The organism is Saccharothrix sp., from assembly GCF_031180885.1.
Classification (GTDB): Bacteria; Actinomycetota; Actinomycetes; order Mycobacteriales; family Pseudonocardiaceae; genus Actinosynnema.
In genome coordinates, this window is the sequence record NZ_JAPSLK010000021.1 from 94,883 (window position 1) to 118,061 (window position 23,179).

Consider the following 23,179-nt stretch of genomic DNA (forward strand, 5'->3'; position numbering starts at 1 on the left):
CACCGTACACCGATGAGGTGTACGGTGTAGACCAGGTGACTAGACGCGTTCCCAGAGGGCCGGGACGTTCGGGGGCTCCCAGCCCGGTTGCGAGGTGTGCGGTTGGCGGCAGCGGTAGGTGGAGCCGTTGTACGTGACCTGGGCACCGGTCGCGTAGCTCACCCAAGGTGCCCACGTGCCGGAAGGCGGGTTGGAAGTAGTGGTCGTGGTGGTGGTGGTTCCGCCGTTGTCCCACGGGACCTGGGGTGAGCGGTAGAACTCGATGCCCAGGGCGGTCCAGCGCGGGGCCTGGGCGCCCAAGCGGACCTTGAAGGCGTCCCAGTTGTGGGTCGACCACGGGGACCAGCCCAACTCGGCGATGACCGCCAAGCGCGGGAAGGCCATGTAGTCGATGTGGGCGGGGGTCACGATGGTTTCCGTCCACAGTGGAGCCTCGACACCGCGCACGGCCGATTCCGGGACACCGGACAAGTGGGTGCCGGGGTTCCAGTTGTACGCGTCCTGGACCTCGATGTACCCGGCCCAGCTCAGGCCCAACGGGGTGCTGGAGTTGTACTTCATGTCCAGGTACGCCTTGTTGGCCGGGGACATGAGCACCTTGTTGCCCCGCGCCGCCGCGGCCTGCACGACCGCGTTGGACGTGGTCGTGCCCCAGTACTGCGGGACGGCCGTGGTGTCCGTGGTGGTCTTGACGAACTCGTGCCACCCCATCGCCTTCTTGCCGTACTTGCCGACCAGCGGCAGGACCCGGTTCATGAAGGTCTGGTACTCCTGGTCGGTGGTGGCGTTGGCCTCGTCGCCGCCGATGTGGAAGTACGGACCGGGCGTGAGGGCGGCGATCTCGCGGATCACGTCCTCCACGAACCGGTACGTGATCTCCTTGCCCACGCACAGCGAGCTGTAGCCGACGGCGATGTCCGTGCGCAGCGCGGGGGCGACGCCGTTGCAGTTCAGCTCGGCGTAGCTGGCCAGCGCCGCGTTGGTGTGACCGGGCAGGTCCACCTCGGGGATGACGGTGATGTGCCGGGCCGCCGCGTAGGCCACTATCTCCTGGTACTGGGCCTTGGTGTAGTACCCGCCGGGGCCGCCGCCGACCTGGGTGCTGCCGCCGTAGGTGGCCAGCCGCGGCCAGCTGTCGATCACGATCCGCCAGCCCTGGTCGTCGGTCAGGTGCAGGTGGAAGTAGTTGACCTTGTACAGCGCGAGCTGGTCGATGTACCGCTTGACCGTGGCGACGGGGTGGAAGTGCCGGGCCACGTCGAGCATCGCGCCCCGGTGGCCGAAGCGCGGGTGGTCGGTGATGGTCGCGCCCGGGATCGTCCACGGGCCGGTCTGCGGCGACGAACTCTCGACCTTGCCGGGCAACAACTGGCGCAGGGTCTGCACGCCGGCGAACAGGCCGGTGGGGGTGTTGGCGCGCAACGTGACCGCGCCGGTGGTGACGGTCAGCTGGTAGCCCTGGTCGCCGACACTGGCCGGTGCGCCGCCGATGAGCAGGGCGATGCCGTCGGTCGGGGTCCCGGCGGTGTCCTCGACCGGCAGCGGGTAGCCGGTGGACGGGCGCAGGACGCCGGCCAGGTAGTCGCCCACGGCGTGCGCGGCCGGCGTGGTGCGGATCTTCGTCGACGCGGTCAGGGTGTGCGACTGACCGGCGTTGGTTTGCACGGACACCGGCACGGGCACGATGCTCTGCAACGGCTCCGCGGCCGTCGCGGTGACGGGCGCGGACGCGGCGTGCCACACGACGGTCGCGCCGAGCAGCAGCGCCAGGACGGCGAGCGCGCGGGCCACCCTCGCTCGGAGTTTCACGTGGACCTCCTCGGGAAGCGGGCGGCGGCCACACTTGGCGTCCAGCGTCGGCATCCCGGCGACCCGTGTCAATGGGTCTAGACCACCTCAGCCCAAGTCGAGCTTGCCCAGCTCCACCCGCGAGGCCACGCCGAGCTTCGGGTAGGCCTTGTAGAGGTGGTAGCCGACGGTGCGCGGGCTCAGGAAGAGCTGCGCCCCGATGTCCCGGTTGCTCAGGCCCTCCGCGGCCAGCCGCACCACCTGCAACTCCTGCGGCGTCAAGGCGCTCAACGGGTCCGGGCCGGGCAGGGCGCGGCTCTCGCCGGTCGCCCGCAGCTCGGTTCGGGCGCGCGCGGACCACGGCGCCGCGCCCAGCCGGTCGAAGGCGTCCAGGGCCGAGCGCAGGTGGGTTCGGGCGTCGTTGCGGCGGCGGGCGCGGCGGAGCCATTCGCCGTACAGCAGCTCGGTTCTGGCCCGTTCGAACGGCCTGCTGTCGGTGCGGTGCAGCTCGACGGCCTCCGCGTACCAGCGCTCCTCGTCGGTCATCAACGCCCGGCAGCGCAACGCCACCGCCCGCGCCCACGGCCGACCCGAGTGCTCCGCCCACTTCTCGTACCAGTCGAACGAATCCCTTGCCGCGTCGGGGTTTCCGGTCCGCACGGCCGCCTCGACCAGGTCCGGCAGGCTGGAGATCGCGTACAGCCGGTGCGCGCCCGAAGCCACGTCCGCCAACCGGTCCAGGACCGCGTCGTACCGGCCGAACCCGAGGTCCAGCAGGGCCAGCGCACAGGCCGCGCGGATCGACCGCGGCGCGTCGCCCACCAGCATCGCGACCGACACCCGGCACCGCTCCTCGTCACCCTCGACCGCCGCCAGCTCGGACAGCACGCTGTGCAGGTAGCCGACGCTGAACACCTGCCCGATGTCGGCGGCGATCCGCAGCCCCTCCTCGGCGGTTGCCCGCGCGTCGCGCAGCCGGCCCAGGTGCAGCCGCCCCCGCGCCAGGTAGGCCAGGGCGCGGGGCAGCGTGCCCAGCCGGCCGGTGGCGCGGCTCTCCCGTTCGACGGCCGCCGCCTGCTCGTACGCGGCCTCGTCGTCGCCCAGGACCAGCAGCCACCAGGCGGCTTGGGCGTGGTCGACGCGGCGGCCGGCCACCAGCGTGCGCAACGCGTCCAGCGCGTCCGCCAGGTCACCGCCGTCCAGCCCGGTGGCGGCCCGCGCCACGGCCCGCACGTCCGCGGCGCCGGGCAGGTCGGCGGCCTGGTCGGCGATGGCCCGCACGGCGTCGAGGTCGCGGACGCTCCACGCGCTGCTCGCGGCGGCGAACAACAGGTCGCCGGCCAGCACCGGGTCCCCCTCCGCGGCGCAGTGAGCGGCCCGCGCCAGCACCGCGGCGGCCTCCCCGGACCGTCCGCGCTCGGCTGCCACGGTCGCCCGGACCCGCGCGATGCGGGCGTGTTCCAACGGCTGGTCCAGCAGGTCGCCCGCCTGGTCGGCGAGCGCGGCGGCGCGGTCGTACTGGCCCGCGTCCAAGGCCGCGCGGGCGGCCTCGGTCAGCCGCTTGCCGCGGTCCACCACCGACGGGCTCAACTCGGCCGCCCGCTGGTACGCGGCGGCCACGGCGGCGTACCCGCCCCGGTTCCGGGCGTCCTCCGCCGACCGCGCCAACGCCCGCGCGACCTCCTCGTCCGGCCCGGTCACCGCGGCGGCCAGGTGCCAGGCGGCGCGGTAGGCGTCCTCGGACACCTCGGCCAACGCCCGGTGCACCGCCATCCGCCGCACCAGCGGCGCGCTCTGGTAGGCCGCCGCGCGGATCAACGGGTGCCGGAACGCCAGCCGCCCCTCGTCGGACCGCAGCAACTGCCGCTGCTCGGCCGCCTCCAGGTCGCCCACCCCCGCCCCGAGCAGCTCGGACGCCTTGAACACCACGCCCGGGTCGCCGGTGTCGTCCGCGGCGGCGACCAGCAGCAGGTCGCGGGTGGCGGGCGGCAGGGTGCCGATGCGGTCGGCGAACGTCTGCTGGATGCGGCTGTGCGTGGGCAGCGCGGCCACCCGCAGGCCGTGCGCGGCCGGGATGTGCCCCTCCCGCTGCGCGGCGGGCAGTTCCAGCAGCGCCAACGGGTTGCCGCGCGCTTCGTCGGCGATCCGGTCCCGCACGTACCGGGGCAGGTCGCCCGCGTGCTCGTCCAGCAGCACGGCCGAGTCCTCCGCCGACAGCCCGGTCAGCCGCGACTCGGGCAGCCCGGGTGCCGGGAACGGTGGCGCGTGCAGATCGCGGGCCGCGAAGACCAGCGCGACCCCGTCCGCGTCCAGCCGCCGCGCGGCGAAGAGCAGGGCGTCGGCCGACCCTGGGTCGAGCCAGTGCGCGTCGTCCACCAGGCACAGCACCGGCCCGCGTTCGGCGAGGTCGGCGAGCAGGGTCAGCACGGCCAGGCCGACCAGGAAGCAGTCGCCGCCGTCCGGCGCGGCCAACCCCAGCGCGGACCGCAACGCCCCCGCCTGCTTGACCGGCAACCGATCAAGTGCGCCGACTTCCCGCCGCAGCAACAGGTTCAGCCCGGCGAACGGCACCACCGACTCCGACTCGACGGCGGTCGCCCGCAACACCCGGAAGTCCGAGGCGCGCTCCGCGACCTGGTCCAGCAACGCCGACTTGCCGATCCCCGCCTCGCCACGCACGACAAGCGCACCGCTGCGCCCCGCCCGCGCCTCGGCGAGCAGTTCTTCCAGGCGCGCCAAGTCGGCCGAGCGTCCGTACAGCATGCTCACGACCCTAACCCCGGCACGAGGACGACCTTGCCGGCTGTCCTCCGGTCCTCCAGAGCGGCGTGCGCGGCGGCGGCCTCGGCGAGCGGGAACCTCTGGACCACCGGCGTGAACCTGCCCGCGGCGGCCTCGGCCAGCGCACGAGCCTCCAACGCCCGCACCCCACCGGCCCGCCGCGCCACGTGCGGCCCCACCGCAACCGTCACGCTCAACCCCCGCTCGAACAGGTCCGAAGTGGACACCGACGTCGGCTCACCCGAGGACGTGCCGAACATCACCACCCGACCGCCCGGCGCGACCAGCTCCAGCGCCGAACGCCCGGCCGCGCCGCCGACCCCGTCCAGCACGACCCCCACCTCCCGACCACCGAGCGACGACCGCACCCGGTCCTCCCACCCCGGTTCCCGGTAGTCCACGGCGACCGCCGCACCCGACCGCAGCACGGTCCGCCGCTTCTCCCCGCACCCCGAGACCCCCACGACGAACGCACCCGACCGCGCCGCGCCCTGCACCAGCAGGTGCCCCACCGCGCCCGCCGCCCCCGTCACCAGGACCACGTCGCCGGGTTGCAGCGCCGCCGCGTCCAGCACACCGACAGCCGTGGCCCCCGTGCAGACCATCGCCACGGCCGCGCCATACGACAACCCCTCCGGCACCACGTGGACCGCGTCGGCCTCCCGCACGGCCAGCTCCGCGTACCCGCCGCTGGCCAGCCCGAGCTGCGCGACGACCCGCCGCCCCAGCCACTCGTCGGGCACCCCCGCCCCGACCGCGTCCACAACCCCGGCGACCTCGCTCCCCGGCACCAACGGCGGTTCCGGCCGCCACGGGCCGTCGCCGCGCCGGACCGCGGTGTCCACGAGCTGCACCCCGGCGGCCCGCACCGCGATCCGGAGCTGCCCGGGACCGGGCTTCGGGTCCTCGACCTCGACCGGTTCGAGGACGTCGGCGGGACCGAACCCGCGCAGGCGGATGGCGTGCACGTCAGACCTCGTACGGCTGCTTCGCGCGGGCGTCCTTGAGCGCGGTGCCCCACCAGACCAGCTGGTCCAGCATGGTCTTCGCGGCCCCGTTGACGCCTTCCGCGTCCACCGGGTCGCCCTCGTCGTCGAACCGCGCCCACGCGCCGTGGAAGCTGACCGTGTCCCGGATCGTGACGGCGTGCAGCTCGGCGAAGACCAGCCGCAACTGCTCCACCGCGCGCAGCCCGCCGCCGTGCCCGCCGTAGGACACGAACCCGACCGGCTTCGCCTGCCACTCGGTGAAGTGCCAGTCGATCGCGCTCTTCAGCGGGGCCGGGAAGCTGTGGTTGTACTCCGGGGTGATCACCACGAACGCGTCCGCCTCGGCCAGCCGCGGCGAGACCGCCTTCACCTCGTCCGCCGGCTCCTCGCCGAACCCGTGCAGCACGTCCGGCAGCCCGACGTCGGCCAGGTCCAGCACGTCCAGTTCGATGTCGGTGCGCTGCCCGGCCTGCGCGGCGAACCAGTTCGCCACGACCGGCGCGAAACGGCCCTTGCGGGTGCTGCCGACGATGACCGCGAGCTTGATCATGATCCGAGTTCCCTCCTCGTTCGGTGGCACCGACGCTAGGAGCCGGTCGACCGGCCGGGCATCTGTCAGGTGACTGGTCGACCGGCTCATCACGACCGACCGGGACGACCGGTCACGCGACTGATTCGCGCGGGCGGGTGCGCTCCGTAGGTTGCCGATCATGACGACGAATGTGCAGGTCAAGACCCGGTGGACACCGGTGGTGACGCTCGCGCTGGCCATGCTGGTGGTCGCCACCGAGATGACGGTGGCGGCGGTCGCGCTGCCCAGCATGGGCGCCGAACTGGCGGTCGGCCCGGCCGCGACCGCGTGGGTGCTGCTGGCGTACACGCTGCCGATGGCCGCGATCGCCATCCCGGCCGGGCGGTGGGTGGACCGGATCGACGTGCGGTCGGCGTTCCTGTTGGCGTTGCTCGGCATCGGGGTGGCGAGCGTCCTGACGGCCGCCGCGCCGGTGTTCTGGGTGCTGGTGGCGGGGCGGGTGGTGCAGGGCGTGGCGGCGGCGCTCGTGCTGGCCGCGTACATGCCGATCGTGCTGGATGCGGTCGGTCCGACCGAGCGCGGCCGGGCGATCGGGTACGTCATCACGATCATGACCGTCGGCGGGCTGGCCGGCGCGCCGCTGGGCGGGGTCGTGGTGGGCGCGTTCGGCTGGCGGGCGGTGTTCCTGATGAAGCTGCCGGTGCTGGTCGTGGTGCTGTGGATGGCGTTCCGGACGCTGCGGGGCGACGGGCGGGGCCTGGCGATGCCGGACCGCGGCCTGTGGCTGGAGTCGCTGCTGTTGGGCGGGGCGATCACGGCGGTGCTGCTGGCGTTCGAGGACATGCCGTGGCTGGTCGCGGTGGCCGTGGTGCTCGGCGTGGCCTGGGGCAGGCTGCCCGCGTCCCGGCCGGTGCTGGGCCTTCTGCGGCAACGGGTGTTCGCCCTGCCGCTGCTGACGCTGACCCTGGTCGCGATGTCCGGCGGGCTGCTCTTCCTGCTGCTGCCGTACTTCGTGACCGACGTGCTGGCCGGCACCCCGGAGGACGTCGGCGTGGCGTTGCTCGTGTTCGTCGCCGGAGTGGGCCTGTTGTCGGCGGTGGCGGGTTCGCTGGCCGACCGGTACGGCCCGTGGCTGGTGGCCGTGGTCGGTCTCGCGGTGACGATCGTGGGCCTGGTGCTGTTGCTGCCGCCGGTGACCGGCATGGTCGACCTGTCGTGGCGGCTGGCCGTCATGGGCCTGGGTCAGGGCCTGTTCAACGCGGCCATCAACACGCTGCTGATGTCCATGGCGCCCGAGGGCATGGCGGGCGCGGCGGGTGGTTTGAGCGCGACCGCCCGGACCGTCGGCTCGACGGTCGGACCCGCGGTCGCGGCCCTGGTGGTGTCGCAGGCCGCGGACAGCGGGGCCGGGTTCCGGACCGGGGTCGCCGTGCTCACCGTCGTCGTGGTGCTGGGCGGGGCCGCACTGCTCCCCGCCCGCAGCCGCTGACCCGGGCTAGCCGAGTTGGAAGATCTGGTGGGCGCCGCCGTCGCACGGGTCCTGGATCAGTTGGACACCCGCCTGCCGACTGCCGCCGTACACGCCGATGCAGTAGCGCGCACCCGGCACCGAGTGCAGGCGGTACCCGGCGGCGACCGGTTCGAGGGTGAACTTCTGGTCGGCGCGGTCGGCGCAGGTGTCGCCCGCGAGGAGGACGCCCACGTCGGTGCCCTCGTAGTCCACGGTCGCGCAGCCGACGCCGTACTGGATGTTGTGCAGCTTGATCCGGAACGAGCCGTCCGGCAGGCGCTCCAGCTCGGTGGGCGGGGTGGCGGTGGCGCAGTCGTACTGGCCCAGGACGATCCGTGGCTTGGTGGTGAACGCCTCCTGGCCTTCCCCGACGCACAGGCCCGTGTGGCCCAGGCGGATGCGCTGGATGCCGTCCCGGGGGCCGCGGTTGGGTGGCGGTTGGGGGCGGTTCTCCGTGGTGGGGACGGTGGTGGGCGCGGGTGGCTGCGGGTTGGGGTGCTGCGGGGCGGGTGCGAGGTTTTCGGCGGGGGCGGTGGACGTGGTGGTGGACGTCGTCATCTCGGCCGTGGTGGTGGGGGTGGTCGTGGTGGTCGGGGTGGGGGCGGCGTTCGGCGCGGCGGACGGGGGCGAGTTGGTCAGCACCGCCACCAGGACCGCCGCCAGCACGACCGCCGCGACACCCGACACGACCGCCACCGCCCTGCTCCGGCGCACGACAGCAGGGGTCGAGACGGCTGGAGCCACCGGTGCCGGCGGCGGCTCGGGCGCAACTGGGCGCTCCGGCTCGGCGGCTGCCGGCTGCTCCGGCCCGGCGGCCTTCGGCTCCTCGGGCTCGGCGGCTTTCGGCTGCTCAAGCTTGGCGGCTGCCGCCTTCTCAGGCTCGGCGGCTGCCGGCTCCGCAGGTTCGGCCGGTTGCTCGGGTTCGGGTTCGGCCGCTACCGGTTCCCCGGGCTTCGGCTCGGTGTCCGGGATCGCCGCATCCAACTCGGCCGCCGCCAGGTCGGCGCGTACCCGAGCCCACGCCGCAGCGGTTTCCTCATCCCCGCCGCACGCCCGGACGAACGCCACCACGATCTGCTCGCGCGGCAACGTCGAACGCGACAAAGCCGAGTTCAGCGTCGACGTCGGCAGGACCTCGCCCAGGTTCGCCGCACGCCGTTCCAAGACCCTGAAGCTGTACCCGGACCGCACGCGCAGCGCCCTCATGGCGGCCACGAACTCCGCCGCGTCCTCAGCCTCCGGCGGCCTCAAGTGGTGTGACTCCACTGATCCCTCCCCCAAGGTGCGCCGCAGATCATGGCACAACCGGCGGACGGCCGTGGGCGGTCAGGTGCCGGCCAGTTCGCGGACCACCTCGGTGAACGCGGTCACCAGCGGGTTGGTGCACGTGACCGGCCGGGCCAGCGCGATGCGCAGCGGCGGGATGTCGGTGATCGGGCGCCACGCCAGGTCGGGGCGGGCGTAGTAGGCGGCCATCGACGCCGGGCCGATGCACACCGCCGCGCCGGCGGCCACGTGGTCCAGCATCTCCTCGACGTTGTCGTTCTCCGGGCCCCACACCGGTTCCGAGCCGTCCGGGCGCGGGTTGACCGCCCACCAGTCCACCCAGTGCCGGGGCGCTTTCCTCGTCCACACCAGCGGTTCGTCGCGGAGGTCGGCGATGGTCACCGCGGACCGGGCCGCCAGCGGGTGAGTCGCCGCGACGCCGACCAGCCGGTGCTCGAGCGCGACGACCTCGGTGCGCAGGCCCGAGGTGTCGGCGGGCAGCCAGACGAACGCCGTGTCCACCACGCCGTCCCGCAGCGCGTCGACCTCGCCGCCCCAGTCGAACCGCTTGGGCTCGACGACGACCTCCGGGTGGCGCGCGCTGAACTCGGCGCCCTGGTGGTCAGCGGTCCCGCGCCGGTCGCCTCGAACCCGATGCGCAGGACCGACGCGACACCGCGCGCGGTGCGTTGCGCGGCCTGCCAGTCCTCGATGACGCGCCGGGCGGCGGGCAGCAGCGCGGCGCCGGCGGCGGTCAGCCGGACCTCGCGGCTGGTCCGCTCGAACAGGGTGAGCCGCAGGTCCTCCTCCAGCCGCCGGATCTGCCTGCTCAGCGATGGCTGCGACACGAACAGGCGCTCGGCGGCGCGGGTGAAGTTCAGCTCCTCCGCCACGGCCACGAAGTAGCGCAGGACGCGGGTGTCGACGTCCACCGGTTCGGCCCCCTCGGTGCGATCTATGCGCCCAGGGTATGGCCGGAGGTCTTGGACGTGGAGCGGGGATCGCGTGTCTCCTGGGAACCATGCGGACCTACCAGCGCCTCACCGCCGCCGCACTCCTCGCGCTCGCCACCGCGTGCGGCACCTCGACCCCGCCGTCGACCCGGGCAACCTCGACCCAGGCACCGGCGTCGACCGGGGCACCCCGGTCGGAGAACCTGTCGGAGGCTGATCGTGCGGCGGCTCCCCAGGTCGCGCAGCGGTTCGTGGACGCGGCCAACGCGGGCGACTCGGCCGCCGTCGCCGCCACCTTCGCCGAGGACGCCCGGTTCGACAGCGTCGGCCGGATCTACCCGTCGCGCCGGGACATCATGGACCGGTTCCTCGACCCCGAGGTGATCGACGCGGGCGGCCGGTACGAGGTCACCGGCACCCGGTGGAACGGCGACCGCTACCGCGTCGACTACACCTTCACCACTCGCAGCGGTGCGCGCGAGGTCTTCTACTACGAGTTCCTGGTCCGCGACGGCCTCATCCGGGACGTGATCGGCCGCTACAGCTGAACCCGCTACAGCTGAACCCGCGCCGCCAGTGCCGCGGTGTCGTGCGCAAGCACCAGTTCCGTCGGCAGGTCCTGCCGGCCCAGCTCGCGGTTGACCCGGATCATGTGGTGGTTGTCGCTCTCGGTCGCCGTCGACACCCGGACCGCCGCCGGGTCCTCCGCCATCCACCGCAGCAACTCGCCCTTGAGCCACGCCCCGATCCGCCGGCCCCGGTGGGCGGCCACCACGGCGGTGTAGCCCTGGTAGAACTCGTCGGGCCGGGACGAGCTGGATCACCTCGGTCAGCCCCACCACCTCGCCCTCGAACACCACCGCCACGACCCGCTGCTCGACCCGGGACGCCCGGTGCTCCGCCTCGGTCTCCCGCACCCGCTGCGCGGTCCACTCCGGCTCGCGGACTCGCTGTCCCCGGTCGGCGCGTCGTGGATCGCCGCCCGCGCCCGCGCCGAGGACTCCACCAGGTGCTCGGGCGTAATGCCGGTCCAGCGCTCCAGCCGGTACCCGGCGGGCGCGTCGACCTGCCACCGCGAGCGGTCGGCGTGCACGTAGTCCGCGGTGCGCTGGTCGGATGGGGACTCGAAGATCGTCTTCGTCGCCCCCCGCCTCCACGATCACGCCCGGCGTCCCCTGCTCCGCCAGGAAGAACGCGCACTGGTGGGACACCCGCGCCGCCTGCTGCATGTTGTGCGTGACGATCACGATGGTCACCTCGTGCGCCAACTCGGCGATGGTCTGCTGTTGAGCAGCGGCATCGGCGTCCAGGCGGCGGGCCGGGTGTTCTACAACGCCATGCTGCTCAAGACGTCCGGGATGACGCACTTCAGGTACCGCATCGCCACGTTGACGGCGGCCAAGAACCTCGACCCGACGTGCAAGCAGTACAACGCGGTGAGGGCGGCGTGGAACGCGGTGAGCGTGCCGGCGCAGTCCGGTGAGCCGACGTGCACCCCGGTGCCGGTGGACGACTTCAGCCTGGCGCTGAACCCGGCGGCGGGCACCGCGCAGGCGGGCGGCAGCACGACGGCGGCGGGCGGCAGCACGACCACCGCCGGCTCACCGCAAAAGGTCCACTTCACGGCAACCGGCCTACCCACAGGCACGACAGCCACGTTCACGCCGCTGCGGTCGAGTTCGCCAAGTTCTCCACGAAGTCGTCCCAGAGCCCTTCGGGCAGGTCCCGGACCGCTTCCGCCAACTCCTGGTGGAAACCCTTCTCCACCTGCCCGCGCACGAACGGCCACACCGCCAGCACCGGCAGCAGCAGACCCCGCGGCGACCCCGACACCCGGACGTCCAGCACGGACACGTCCCCGCGCACCTCGACGCCGACCTCGACCCGGCAGCGCACCCGCTTGAACCGCAGTCGGCCGACGACCGCCCGACCACCGGAGAGCAAAGCTGACGGGAAGACCGACCCGGTGAAGGTGTAGTCCGACCCCATGACCGGCAACTCGCGCACCTCGCCCCGCAACCCGATGTGCACCTCGCCGGGCAAGTCCGGGTCATGGACGCGCAGGGTCATCGCGGAGTCCGGCCCCTCGACGAGGTACTCGACCAAGTCCCGGTCGGCCCTCACGACGTCGACCAGGTACGGGTTCGCCATCTCCACCGAGTACCGCGACCCGACGGCCAGGTGCCGTCCCCGCACCAGCCGCAGCCCGCGCCGGCCGGGCAGTTCGGCGACCCCGTCCGCGCCGAACCCGACCGCACACCACCGGGTCCAGAACTCCGCCCCGTCCGCCACCAACCGCCGCAACCCGCGACCGTCCACCTCGACCACCGCGGAAATCCCCACCATGCGGCGATGCTAGGCGGGTTACCGTGCCGTCGTGAGCATCATCAACGTGGTGGACGTCGAGGCGACCTGCTGGGAGGGCACCCCGCCGCCCGGCCAGACCAACGAGATCATCGAGATCGGCCTCACCGTCGTCGACCTGGCCGAAGGCGTCCGCACCGCCCGCCACCGCATCCTGGTGCGGCCCCAGCGCAGCCGGGTCAGCCCGTTCTGCACCGAACTCACCGGCCTCACCCAAGCCGAGGTGGACACCGGCGTCACGTTCGCGCAGGCGTGCAAGATCCTCGCCGCCGAGCACAACGCCAACCGCCTGCCGTGGACCAGTTGGGGCGACTACGACCGCAACCAGTTCACGCGCCAGTGCAAGGCGACCGGCGTCGCGTACCCGTTCAGCCACGACCACACCAACGCCAAACTGGTCTTCACCGAAGCCCACGGCCTGCGCAAGCGCCCGGGAATGGCGCAGGCGCTGGAGATCGCCGGTCTCCCGCTGGAGGGACGGCACCACAGTGGCGAGGACGACGCGTGGAACATCGCCGCCCTCGTCCTGCACCTGCGGGACGGAGGCGCCTGGGTCAGCGCAGGTCCGTCATGATCCCGTCGATCGCCTTGCCGAGCTTGGCGTACTTCTCGGTGTAGAGCACCGGGAACAGGCCGGGCGGGTCGGCGGGCCGGTACGTGTCCACGTAGTCCGTGCCCAGGTTGCCGAACACGACCACGATGTAGTTGCGCTTGTCCTTGCCGCGCAACGACTTCACGATGCCGGCGTCACTGCCGGTGGTGTCCACCCAGCCGTTCTTGTGCGCGTAGGTCACCTCGGCCCGCGCGTCGCACGGCCGCACGTCCTGCCCGTACACCGCGTCGCCCACGGTCACCGTGCCGTCCGGCTGCACCCACCGCGCGGGCGTCCGCTGCGGGATGCCCTGGGCCGGGTAGTCCCGCCCGCACCAGTTGGTCGTGGACAGCATCTCGTTGTGCCCCTGGTCGCCCAGCGTCTTCAGGAAGAACTTCCGCGACGACCAGCTCAACGCCTCCCGCGTGACGGCCTTGCCGGACCCGGTCTTCCACAGCACACCCGGACCACCGTTGACCAGCAGCAACAGCTTCGCGGTGTCGATGCCGCTCATGTTCGAGCCGATCCACCGGCCGCCGTTCTCCGGCAGCGTCCCGGTGATCATCAGGGTCGGCATCCCGAGGTCCACGAACGACTTGTTCAGCTCGTCCATCGCCTTGAGGTCGTGGATCATCTTGATCAACGCGCAGGTCGACTCGTTCTGCGACTTGGTGATCATCTCGTCGAAGAACTGCCGCACGGTCTTGGTCTGCTTGCCGCCGCACGCCGGCCGCGGCACGGTCGGGTCGTAGACGTAGTCGCCGTCCAGCGCGACCCGGCCCTGGTCGACCAGCCGCAGCACGCCGAAGCCGACCATCAGCTTGAGCACCGACGCCGGGTAGGGCGAGGAGAAGTCGATCGGCGCGCCCTCCCGGCCGGCCAGCACGTCCCGCGTGCCGCGACCGCCGTTGACGTCCCACTCGGTGTCGTCCCACCACCGGTAGCGGACCTGGTCGGTGGACAGCGTCCGCCGGTCCACCGGCACCACGACGCCCTGCGGGTACTGCGGGCTGAGCAGCACGTCGGCCATGGCGCGGGGCCGGCCGGCGTCGTCGAGTTCGATCACCGCGACGTCGAGGTTCGGCGTCTGGTGCAAGGGCTTGCCCGCGGCGGCGGCCAGTCGGGCAGAAGCCGCCGGGTACCCGTCGTACTTCTCCACCGGCTCGGCCGACCGCGCGGTCAGGCCCGGCTCCGGCGGCGTCAGGTCGATGACGTCCTTGAAGTCCTGCGCCACCACGGCCTGCCGGACGGCCTCGGCGAGCCGGGCCGCCCGATCGCCCGACGCGTCGGCCGCGGCGACCGGGGTGACCGTCGCCGCGACCAGCGCCGCCAGCGCCGGGACGGCCGCGAACCTGAGCAGTCTCATGCACACTCCCCCATCGGAAAACAACGCAATGAGAGGGAAGTTAGTGCATAAGTGACCGATGCGTTACTACCGGTATCGCGGGTTGGTGTTGTGCCACTCGAAACCGCCGCCCATCCAGGACTTCAGGCCGCGCAGGAACCGCTGGAGTTCCGGCGACGGCAGCGGCAGCAGCGAGCGGTGCAGCTCCTCGAAGTCGCGGACGACCTTGTTGTGCAGCTCCACCACGACCTCGGTGGCCTCTTCGAGCGAGATGCCCCGGTCGGCGGCGACCTGGAGCACCATGTTGACCACGGGCTTCTCGTCGGCCGCGTCCTTCTTCACCGACAGCAGGTCGTTGACCAGCACGGACGCCGTGCCGGCCTGGAACGCGGCGCGGCGGACGTTCGGCTCGTAGTACAGGTTCGCGGGCACCTCGTACCCGCCGACGGCGTCGATCAGGGTCATCGACGTGTAGAACGTGTCGTGCTGGCGGGTGGCCAGGTACTTCCACGCGGGCGGGTACTCGCCGGTGTGCCGCCAGGCCGCGTAGCTGGTCCAGCTGACGAACATGGCGAACGTCGAGTAGTTCACCCGCTGCACGATGGACGGGGTCCCGTAGCGGGTCAGGTGGTCGATGCCGGTGCGCAGCGCGCGCAGCACCACGTCCGAGGCGAGGGTTTCGTCCAGCGGCGCGGAGAACTCGCCCGCGTCGGGCAGCGGGTCCATGGCCGCCATCGCGATCGCCAGCCGCGGCGGGAGCTGCGTGGGTTCCGCGCCCATGCCGCTGTCGTCGGCGTACAGGTCGTCGGCGGCCCACCAGGCCGCGTTGAGCTTGGCCGCGATCAGCAGCCGGTCCGGGTCCGCGGTGTCGACGTGGGTCAGCACGGCCAGCCGGCCGAACCCGGCCCGGCGCATGTGGTCGAGGTCGTCGCCCTCGAACCCGATCTCCTCCGCCCACGCGGCCAGGCCGTCCTCGACGACCTCGGTGAGCGCGTCGTCGATCCGCTCGGCGACCGGGACGTACAGCGGCGACGCGGTCCCGTCGCCCCACGGCCGTTCCAGGTAACCCGGCTCCGGCGGTGGTTGTTCGACCTTCGTCAGCTCCGCCACGACCCGCGCGGCGGACGTGCCCAGCCCGCTCGGCACGGTCCAGTCCGCGGCAACGGTCTCCGTCATCGTCTTGCGCCCCTTGGGTTCGGGCGCGGGGACGGGTGCGCTCCGCCCCCGCGCCACGGCGGTCAGATGCGGTCGGCGGCGATCAGCAGGTAGTGGAAGCTGCCCTCGCGGTAAGCGGTGAGGAACGGGTCCTCGATGCCGGTCGCGACCGAGGACTTCGCGCGCAGCTCCCAGTACGGGATGGTGGCGGCGGTCAGGTCCACCACGTTGATCGGCACGAAACCGTTGTCCGCCAACGCCCGGAAGTACTCGCTGCGCGGGTGGATGTTGCAGATGTAGTGCTGGTCGATCTGGCTGACCGCGCGCGACCGGCCGCCGGTGACGTCGTTGTAGCAGCCGGTGATGCACACGTACCGGCCGCCGGGCGCGATCAGCCGCCTGAACTCGCCGTAGAGCTGCTGGAGGTCCACGTACATCGTGGTCTCGTTGGTCCAGATGCCGCGCATCGAACCGGTCTCGAACCCGGTGTCGAGCATGTTCTTGAAGTGGAACCGGACCTGGTCGTCCACGCCCCGCTTGCGGGCCTGGTCGTTGGCGAACTCCACCTGGGCCTCGGAGATGCTGACCCCGTCGACCCGCGCGCCGAACCGCTGGTTGGCCATGAAGCTGGTGCCGCCGCGGCCCGAGCCGCCGTCCATCATCCGGTCGCCGCGGCCGACGACGGTGCCGAAGTGGTCGAGCAGGACGTCGGCCTGCGCGGTCTCCAGCCGGTGCAGCTCGGCGATGATCGCCTGGTCGCGTTGGCCCGCCGGGACTTCCAGCACGGACGGGTCGTAGGCGCCGATGCCGTAGTGGTGGTGGTACAGCCCGTCGACCTCGCCGAGCTTGATGTTGACCGGGTCCTTCTCCTGGTTCCAGTACTCGGCGACCGAGCGCTGGTAGGCGCTGCGCAGCACCGGCTTCACATCGGTGGTCGGGGATTGTGCCGTGGCCATGGTCCGAGGCGCTCCTCACGAGGTCGTCGTCCGGCGGCCCGGGCGCGTGGCGTCCGGACCGCCCCCGAGCCTGGCAGCGGGCGACACGGCGGGACCATCCACCGGGAGGGGACGGGACGCGCCCTAACGAGTGGTTCGCCAATCGCCGATGAACGCACCCGGTGAGGATTCCGCCGCGGCGTTCGGCGGCACCCGTCCGCCACGCGGGGGATGCCCAGGACACCCGACCAGCCGCGACCCCCGTGACCGGCGGATACACCGCCTGGTCCGACCCGGTGTCGCCCTGTCGGACGAACCACTCAGCCGGTCAGGCCGGCGTCGTGGGCGAGGATCGCCGCCTGGACCCGGTTGCTGACCCCGAGCCGCTGGAGGATGGCGGTCATGTGCGCCTTCACGGTCCCTTCGGCAACGAACAACCGCCCAGCGATCTCCTGGTTCGACATCCCCCGCCCCACGAGCCCCAACACCTCCCGCTCCCGCCCACTCAGCATCGCAACCTGCCGCCGAGCCTCGTCATGCCTGCTCAGCCGTCCCCCACGCAAGTCCTGCACCAACCGCTGCGCAATCCGAGGCGACAAGTAGGCGGCCCCGTCCGCCGCAGCCCGCACCCCGATGATCAACTCCCGCGGATCCGCGGCTTTGAGCAGAAACCCACTGGCCCCAGACCCCAGCGCCCGCGCCACGTACTCGTCCTCATCAAAGGTCGTCAGCATGACGACGGCCACGCCCGGTGCCACACGCCCCAGTTCCTCGACGGCGGCCAACCCGTCCACCCGCGGCATCCGAATGTCCAACAACACCACATCCGGCCGATGCGCAACGGTCAGCTCAACGGCCTCCCGCCCATCCCCACCCTCCGCAACAACCTCAATGCCCGGATCAGTGCCCAGGATCGTCTTCACCCCCGCCCGAACCATCGGCTCGTCATCCGCCAACACCACCCTGATCACCGGCCACCCTCCCCAACCGGAATCCGCGCCCACACCACGAACGAATCCCCCTCCACCCCCGCCGACAACGTCCCCCCGAGCAACCTCACCCTTTCCTCAAGCCCAGCCAACCCACTCCCAGCCGCACCCCCATCCACTGTCGTACCCCCGTGGGACAATGGCGACGGGGGCCGGAGGCCACCCCCAGCCCGCGCATCGGCCGCCGGCAAGCCTTCCACCAGCGCATTCACCACCCGAACCTCCACCTCCTCCCCCGCCGTCCGCGTCACGGACACGTCCACCTCACTACCCGGCACGTGCCGAGCCGCATTCGTCAGCCCCTCCTGCACGACCCGGCGCACCGCCCGCCCCACCAACTCCGGCAACGCCCCGCCCCGGTCCTCCAGCCGCACCACCATCCCCGCCCCCACCGCGCGTTCGACCAGGTCGGCCAGACCCTCGTCCACCGGCACCACGGTCGCCTCCCGCAGCAACCCGACCGTCCGCCGCAACCGGTCCGTCGCCACCACCGCCGACTCCCGCAACCCCGCCGCGGCCCGCCGGTTCTCCTCGCTCATGTCGGGAGCCAACTCCAACCCACCGGCCCGCAACGCGATCAACGCCAGCTCGTGCCCCAACGAGTCGTGCATGTCGGCCGCGATCCGAGCGCGCTCCCGCAACCGCGCCTGCTCCGCGGCCAACTCCCGCCCCCGCCGCAACTCCGAGATCAACAACGCCTGCTGCCGCCGGAACCGCCCCGCACCCCACGGCACCACAACGAACACCGTGAAACACGCCAACGCCCCGGCCCACTCGACGACATCGACCACCATCAACCCGACCGCCGGCACCGCCACCCCGGCCAACACCGGCCACCCGCGCGCCACACCCAGGTACCGCCCGTGCAGGTACGCGGCACCCGCCACCCCCACGAACAAGAACTGCCGCCACAACGGCAGCGCGGTCAGCGCCAGCCCGTTGACCAGCCCACCGACCGCGATCACCGCCAGGACCAGGTAGTTCCTCACGCCGCGGACTGTAGCCGCGCCAGCCGGGCGCCCACCGTCGCAAGCCCGGCGACCGCCGCCACCACCAACACGACCGTCAACGGCAACGCGAAATAGGTCAACTGCCCCCAAGTCACCGTCCGCCCGTTGAGCAACACCGAAACCAGGTCCGGATACGCAACCAACACCACCGCCGGCAAAACCCCCAGCACCAACCGCAGCCCAACCTTCCACCGAGGCGCCCCCATCCGCCGACGCGCCCACGCCCCAGCCCGCACAACCCCCAACACACCCAACCCGATCGCCAAAATCCCCAGCACCCCCAACACAACCTCAGCCCACTGCCGCCCACCCCCGGTCGGCACAGGCTCCCCGCCCTGCGTAACAGCCACCAACGCCCGCAGCACGTCATACGCGTCGTCGTGCAGCGAGGCCGAATTCATCATCACCGCGTACCCGTACCCCGTAGACGGCGAAATCGCCTGCACCGCCGTATACGTGAACAGATTCCCGGCATGAACCAACAACCCATCACCATCCGGCGCCCACCCCATCCCGTACTCGGCCACCCCGGACGGCGAATGCATCACCTCAAGCCCCCGCGCCGACACCACCTGCGTCCCCCGCCCGTTCTGCGAGATCAACCACTTCCCCATATCCGCAGCCGTGGTAACCACCTCGCCACTTCCCCCGACAAGCCCAACCGACTCCGCCCTCTCCACCCAAGCCCCGAACACGGAATTGAACCCCGCAGAGGCTTCCCCGCCCACACTGCTAGCCGTCATCCCCAACGGCCGAAACACCCGATCCCGCACGAACTCCGCAAAGGGCCGCCCACTCACCACTTCCACCAGCCGAGCCGCAAGGTCATAGTTGGCATTGCAATACCGATACTTCACCCCCGGCTCACTGTCCAACCCCCCACCCTGCAACCCCTCGACAAACTCCTCCAACGACCGGGCCCGATCCAACGCCGCCACGTCAATGGTGAAATCCGCCAGCCCGGACGTCTGATTCAACAACTGCCGAACCGTGATCCGCTCCGCCCGCGGATCCGCCATGACAAACCCCGGCAACTGCTCCGCCACCGCCCCGTCCAACGCGATCTTCCCGTCATCCACCAATGCCATGACAGCCGCAGCCGTGAACGACTTGCTAACCGACGCCACCCGCATAGGCGTGTCCGCAGCAACCTCCCCATACCCCCCAACATGCACAACCTCATCCCCCCGCGTCACCACCGCCGAGAACCCGGGCACCCCCGTGTCCTCCAACGCCTGCCGCAACACCGACTCCACATCCGAAACCTCCCCCGGCACAGCAGCCCCCAACGCCATCACAACCCCCACAACCAGCGCTTTCACCACATCCCCTTCCCTCTAGCGGACGCGGAAAACGCTACGAACCCACCCCCTCCCCCCAGATCCCCCAACCATCCAAAGGTCACCTGGACCAAAGTCGTACCGCCCACCGTCCGGGACCGTCCTGGACACCCGTTTCCCCTGTTCGGACGCACTTCGGGACAGGTCGCCCACCTCAGCAACACCGGCGCCAACAGCCGCCGCCACGCCAGAACCGTCCTCTGACAGCTCAGCGAACGCGAACGTGAGGTGGCCGTCGCCGTGGCCCAGGGCAGGTCCAACGCCGAAATCGGCAACGACCTGTTCATGAGCGCGACCACGGTGCAAGCCCACGTGTCCCGCATCCTCACCAAGCTGGACCTGAACAACCGAACCCAGATCGCCCTGCTAGCCCACGACGCCGGCCTGACCGACCAGCCACGGCTTCAGCAGCCGATGCGGTCAACCCCAAGCGCAAGATCGTCCAACCACACGTCATAGCTGCCGCTGTTGGGTTGGTACAGCTGCCAACCGAACTTGACCGCGTCGAACCGCGGGAAGACGAAGTCGACCGGGTTACCACCATGGTCCTTAGTGGACACCGTGAGATCAGGCTTGGTCTGCCCGTCGATCCACACGGACACACGGTTGTCGCTCGCATCCATCCGCCACTCCACGCACTGCCACACACCAGCCACAGACGGCGCCGACTCCCGCCAGTTGGTCCAGTCACCGGTCGGCCCACCGTCGGCCCCAACCCCCCACAACGCCTTGCCGACCGTGGGCACGTACTGCCCACCAAGCGGCCGAACGATCTCCGGCCCAACCCCAGTCGCCTCAACGAGCGTGTAATGCGCCCAGTCCGGCGAGGACGGGAAGGCAGCCACGCGGATGCGGACCCGACCGTGGAAACTGTTGCCCGGCGCGGCAAAGTGGTCCACCCGCAGAAACGCACGCCCGTTCCCGACCGTGCGCGCATGCAGAACCTTGTTCCTCCCTTGACGTTCAACCGTCAGGGTCCCGTCCTTGGTATCCACACCCCACTTCAGACTGGTCGCCCCGCCCGTAGCCACCCGCTCAAAGTCCTCGCAGAACAACAACTCCCCCCGCGAACACACTCCACGCCCACCGTCAGCCGACACCGCAGCAGGCGCGATCGGCGCAACGAGCAACCCCGCCAGACAGGCAGCCAGCCCCGACTTCCGCACACCAATCTCCCCTCAGGCGCCCACCAACAGCCCCAACCGCCCCGACGCCACCCACCCCTGGAACCGCTCCCAATGCGCCGTCCGGCCCCACCCGCTCCAGCTTTCAGCCCGCCACCCACACCATGCTGGCCACCGACCGGAACTCAGCCAGCGAACACGCGATCCGCACGCGCCGTACGGAACTCGACCCGCACCCACAACACCCCAGCCAACCGCTCACCCCGCTCATGTCACGCCAACGTCGTAGCTTCGTCGGGAAAGCCGAACCGATCGGGTCACTGCGGTCGTACACAGCCTGGAACTCGTCGTCCCACGCGTCCATCGCCGCCGAGTCCGCAGACGCACCGAACTCAGCCACGAGCCGCGCGGCAGAACAGTTGTCGGCAATCACTCCGTCCGCCTTTGTACATCTAGTGCGTGAACTCGCCGGTCGGTGGCATGGTGAAACGAAGGTGTAGTCGTGAGCGATCAACACGAGGTGCGCGGTATTGAGATCGAACCCGGCGGAGCGCTGTGATTCCCGCCGAGGTGGACGGACCCCGGTGGTGCGAACCTGGCCTCGACCGGCGCGGCGGCCGCTACCCGCTGTCGGTCGAAGCACCGGTGATGAGCATGGTGGACACGCTGGTGCCCGGCGTGTCCACGCTGACGAGGCTGGTCCGCTATTACGCCTTGTACTGGGCGCTGGCCGACCACGCCGAGAAGCGCGATCTCGACGCTTCGGCGTGTCAGACGCTGGTGCGCCGAACCGAAGTCGGCCTGGCTCGCATATCGATAGGCCACGACAAAGACCTGTTCGCGCACGGCACCGATACTGTCAAGTCACTACTGCGCAAGGGCTCCACTTCCAGCCTGGCGACTCCAGGCCGCTCTTCGTACTCGCCTCGCTCCTGGGGGTTCTGGTCGCAGTACAACGGTCCGAGCATGGCCCTGGGCACCGTCACCGTCGAGGCCGGCGCGCTTCGTGCCGGCAAGCACCGGTGTCCCGACTCCGTTGGACGGATGTTCCGGCCGCTCATCGACCTCGCGACACACGAGGAGATGAGCGACGACGATGTCGACCGGCTTTCCGCGCTGGCGATGGAGGCTCCGGACACCCCTGACCTGCCGCCGCTGCGCGATCTCTTCACTGCGGCGCGCGACGGGCGCCACCTGCCTGAGGAGTGGAGCGGCGACGACCACACGCGGAGAGCCACGCTGCGCTTCCTGGCGCGGGCGGTGCAGCGCATGCCCGGCAAGGCGCACGTGGACGCGTTCCGGTCCTACCTGGCCTACGGCGAGACCCTCGACGCCGATCCGGTCCTGATCGGCGACGGACGAGCGCAGGCGTGGCGCGGTGTGCTGCTCCGACACCACTCGGTCGGCGCGTGGCGCCGCTTGTGGGCGGCGCTCGTCCAGCAGGTGCTCGACATGAGCGGAACCGCGACCAGGGACGACATCCACGAGTGGATCAGTGCTGAGGTTTCCGACGTGACCGTTCGGGAGTTCGCCCGGTCCCTGCCGCCGACCGTGGACCAGAAGGGGTATCCGCTGCCGGCGGAGGAATCCTCCCTCGGTGAGCCGGTCTCCCCGGAGGCCGACTTGGCCGTGCTGCTGCTCGGTTCACAGCGTCTCGGACACTTGAAGGGTCGCAGCCTCGACGCATTCCTGGGCCGCCGCCGCAACTCGTCCGCACGCGGGCAGTTCCTGGACCCCAACTGGGTCGCTTTCCGCAGATCCGAACACGAAGACCGGCCGTTGGCCGAACTCGCCCGTGCGTTCGTGGACGACATGATCGCGCAGTCGCGCAGGGTTGCCCTGCGCAAGCTGCGGGTCGGCGACGACGGTCGGATGACCGTGTTCAGCAAGCTGCACGAGCGCAACGGCCGGTACTTCGCCGAGCAGGCGGAAGGGGCGGGCAACGTGGGCCTGCGCATCCACCAGCTCGGGGCGATGGCCGAACAACTCGGTCTCTTCACCGCGGACGGGGTCACCCCGCTCTGCACGGAACTGCTGGAGTTGGCCGGATGAGCCGGGTGGACCACGAATTCCACTCTCCCCTGACCCTGCTGCGCGAATGGCGTGACCGGCCGGACGGTGCGCGTTTGCGCGAAGTCCTCATCACCGGCTTCACGCACGACCTGGTCTTCTTGGAACGCCACTGCGTTTCCACCGCGCGTGCCCTCGGTGCCCGGGTCACCGTCCTCGGGGACGCGGGGCAGGCCGTGCACGAACCTGTCGACGTCCGGTACGCGGGCAGGATCTACCAGCACGGCCACGCGGCGTGCGCCGGCGCGTTCCACCCCAAGCTCGTCGTGCTGGTCGGCGACGACGACGTGTGGGTGGCGATCGGCTCGGGCAACCCCACGTGGTCCGGGTGGGGGCACAACCAGGAGATCTGGCTGGTGCTGCGCACCTCGACGCGACAGGGACCGGCCGCGCAACGCGCCCTCGCCGCCTGGTTGGTCGATCTACCCGAGGTGGT

The 23,179-nt window shown here is 71.3% G+C and carries 20 protein-coding genes and 4 pseudogenes; 8 read left to right on the forward strand and 16 right to left on the reverse strand.

What is annotated here, in order from left to right:
- Positions 1-39: 39 nt before the first annotated feature.
- The 4 genes from RIN75_RS23600 to RIN75_RS23615 all read right to left on the reverse strand — a co-directional run bounded on the left by RIN75_RS23600 (position 40) and on the right by RIN75_RS23615 (position 6,108).
- Complete coding sequence (locus RIN75_RS23600; RefSeq protein WP_309114178.1) at positions 40-1,809, reverse strand: family 20 glycosylhydrolase; 1,770 nt, start codon at positions 1,807-1,809, stop codon at positions 40-42.
- A gap of 87 nt (positions 1,810-1,896) precedes the next feature.
- A complete protein-coding gene (locus RIN75_RS23605; RefSeq protein ID WP_309114179.1) occupies positions 1,897-4,551 on the reverse strand; it encodes an AAA family ATPase in 2,655 nt (884 codons plus the stop codon).
- Positions 4,552-4,553: 2 nt separating this feature from the next.
- Complete coding sequence (locus RIN75_RS23610; RefSeq protein ID WP_309114180.1) at positions 4,554-5,537, reverse strand: zinc-binding dehydrogenase; 984 nt, start codon at positions 5,535-5,537, stop codon at positions 4,554-4,556.
- Between the two features lies 1 nt (position 5,538).
- Entirely contained in the window at positions 5,539-6,108 is a 570-nt protein-coding gene (locus RIN75_RS23615) for an NAD(P)H-dependent oxidoreductase (RefSeq protein WP_309114181.1), read from the reverse strand.
- Between the two features lie 160 nt (positions 6,109-6,268).
- Here RIN75_RS23615 and RIN75_RS23620 point away from each other — a divergent pair, with 160 nt between their 5' ends.
- Positions 6,269-7,579 (forward strand): MFS transporter, encoded by a 1,311-nt coding sequence (locus RIN75_RS23620; RefSeq protein ID WP_309114182.1) that lies wholly within the window; start codon positions 6,269-6,271, stop codon positions 7,577-7,579.
- Positions 7,580-7,585: 6 nt separating this feature from the next.
- Here RIN75_RS23620 and RIN75_RS23625 read toward each other — a convergent pair whose 3' ends face one another.
- From RIN75_RS23625 to RIN75_RS23635, 3 genes and pseudogenes are all read right to left on the reverse strand, one after another.
- Positions 7,586-8,866 (reverse strand): RICIN domain-containing protein, encoded by a 1,281-nt coding sequence (locus RIN75_RS23625; protein ID WP_309114183.1) that lies wholly within the window; start codon positions 8,864-8,866, stop codon positions 7,586-7,588.
- 60 nt (positions 8,867-8,926) lie between these two features.
- Positions 8,927-9,703 (reverse strand): LysR family substrate-binding domain-containing protein, encoded by a 777-nt coding sequence (locus RIN75_RS23630; protein ID WP_309114202.1) that lies wholly within the window; start codon positions 9,701-9,703, stop codon positions 8,927-8,929.
- A pseudogene (locus tag RIN75_RS23635) lies at positions 9,622-9,798 on the reverse strand (LysR family transcriptional regulator); the annotation flags it as partial. The gene RIN75_RS23630 and the pseudogene RIN75_RS23635, both read right to left, overlap by 82 nt.
- Before the next feature lie 89 nt (positions 9,799-9,887).
- On the opposite strand from RIN75_RS23635, the gene RIN75_RS23640 reads away from it, so the two are divergent.
- Positions 9,888-10,367: a nuclear transport factor 2 family protein gene (locus RIN75_RS23640; protein WP_309114184.1), complete on the forward strand. Its 480-nt coding sequence runs from the start codon at positions 9,888-9,890 to the stop codon at positions 10,365-10,367.
- Between the two features lie 5 nt (positions 10,368-10,372).
- On the opposite strand, the gene RIN75_RS23645 is transcribed toward RIN75_RS23640, so the two are convergent.
- Positions 10,373-10,591 (reverse strand): hypothetical protein, encoded by a 219-nt coding sequence (locus RIN75_RS23645; protein ID WP_309114185.1) that lies wholly within the window; start codon positions 10,589-10,591, stop codon positions 10,373-10,375.
- Between the two features lie 121 nt (positions 10,592-10,712).
- Between RIN75_RS23645 and RIN75_RS23650 the strand changes: the two genes are divergently transcribed.
- On the forward strand, positions 10,713-10,916 hold the full coding sequence (locus RIN75_RS23650) for a hypothetical protein (protein WP_309114203.1): 204 nt from the start codon (positions 10,713-10,715) through the stop codon (positions 10,914-10,916).
- 240 nt (positions 10,917-11,156) lie between these two features.
- Positions 11,157-11,225: pseudogene (locus RIN75_RS23660) on the forward strand (hypothetical protein); the annotation flags it as partial.
- Positions 11,226-11,478: 253 nt separating this feature from the next.
- On the opposite strand, the gene RIN75_RS23665 reads toward RIN75_RS23660, so the two are convergent.
- A complete protein-coding gene (locus RIN75_RS23665) occupies positions 11,479-12,165 on the reverse strand; it encodes a hypothetical protein (RefSeq protein ID WP_309114186.1) in 687 nt (228 codons plus the stop codon).
- Positions 12,166-12,196: 31 nt separating this feature from the next.
- On the opposite strand from RIN75_RS23665, the gene RIN75_RS23670 reads away from it, so the two are divergent.
- The gene (locus RIN75_RS23670) at positions 12,197-12,757 is read left to right on the forward strand and encodes a 3'-5' exonuclease (protein WP_309114187.1); all 561 of its coding nucleotides are present in this window, start codon (positions 12,197-12,199) and stop codon (positions 12,755-12,757) included.
- On the opposite strand, the gene RIN75_RS23675 is transcribed toward RIN75_RS23670, so the two are convergent.
- The 6 genes from RIN75_RS23675 to RIN75_RS23700 all read right to left on the reverse strand — a co-directional run bounded on the left by RIN75_RS23675 (position 12,738) and on the right by RIN75_RS23700 (position 19,531).
- Complete coding sequence (locus RIN75_RS23675; RefSeq protein ID WP_309114188.1) at positions 12,738-14,141, reverse strand: serine hydrolase; 1,404 nt, start codon at positions 14,139-14,141, stop codon at positions 12,738-12,740. The genes RIN75_RS23670 and RIN75_RS23675 overlap by 20 nt on opposite strands.
- Before the next feature lie 66 nt (positions 14,142-14,207).
- Entirely contained in the window at positions 14,208-15,296 is a 1,089-nt protein-coding gene (locus tag RIN75_RS23680) for a family 2 encapsulin nanocompartment cargo protein terpene cyclase (RefSeq protein ID WP_309114189.1), read from the reverse strand.
- Between the two features lie 62 nt (positions 15,297-15,358).
- Positions 15,359-16,231: a geranyl diphosphate 2-C-methyltransferase gene (locus RIN75_RS23685; RefSeq protein ID WP_309114190.1), complete on the reverse strand. Its 873-nt coding sequence runs from the start codon at positions 16,229-16,231 to the stop codon at positions 15,359-15,361.
- A gap of 299 nt (positions 16,232-16,530) precedes the next feature.
- Positions 16,531-17,181 carry a response regulator transcription factor gene (locus tag RIN75_RS23690; protein ID WP_309114191.1) on the reverse strand — a complete coding sequence of 217 codons (651 nt, stop codon included), beginning with the start codon at positions 17,179-17,181 and terminating at the stop codon, positions 16,531-16,533.
- The gene (locus tag RIN75_RS23695) at positions 17,178-18,188 is read right to left on the reverse strand and encodes a histidine kinase (protein WP_309114192.1); all 1,011 of its coding nucleotides are present in this window, start codon (positions 18,186-18,188) and stop codon (positions 17,178-17,180) included. The genes RIN75_RS23690 and RIN75_RS23695 overlap by 4 nt, the downstream gene beginning before the upstream one ends.
- On the reverse strand, positions 18,185-19,531 hold the full coding sequence (locus RIN75_RS23700; RefSeq protein ID WP_309114193.1) for a serine hydrolase domain-containing protein: 1,347 nt from the start codon (positions 19,529-19,531) through the stop codon (positions 18,185-18,187). The genes RIN75_RS23695 and RIN75_RS23700 overlap by 4 nt, the downstream gene beginning before the upstream one ends.
- Positions 19,532-19,765: 234 nt before the next feature.
- Between RIN75_RS23700 and RIN75_RS23705 the strand changes: the two are divergent.
- A pseudogene (locus RIN75_RS23705) lies at positions 19,766-20,008 on the forward strand (response regulator transcription factor); the annotation flags it as partial.
- Here the strand turns inward: RIN75_RS23705 and RIN75_RS23710 are convergent.
- Positions 19,954-20,544, reverse strand: coding sequence for a hypothetical protein (locus tag RIN75_RS23710; RefSeq protein ID WP_309114194.1), 591 nt, complete (start codon positions 20,542-20,544; stop codon positions 19,954-19,956). The pseudogene RIN75_RS23705 and the gene RIN75_RS23710 overlap by 55 nt on opposite strands.
- A 777-nt stretch (positions 20,545-21,321) precedes the next feature.
- On the opposite strand from RIN75_RS23710, the gene RIN75_RS23715 reads away from it, so the two are divergent.
- Together RIN75_RS23715 and RIN75_RS23720 are read left to right on the forward strand one after the other, a co-directional pair.
- Positions 21,322-22,725 (forward strand): hypothetical protein, encoded by a 1,404-nt coding sequence (locus RIN75_RS23715; RefSeq protein WP_309114195.1) that lies wholly within the window; start codon positions 21,322-21,324, stop codon positions 22,723-22,725.
- Positions 22,722-23,179 (forward strand): annotated as a pseudogene (locus RIN75_RS23720) (hypothetical protein); the annotation flags it as partial. The gene RIN75_RS23715 and the pseudogene RIN75_RS23720, both read left to right, overlap by 4 nt.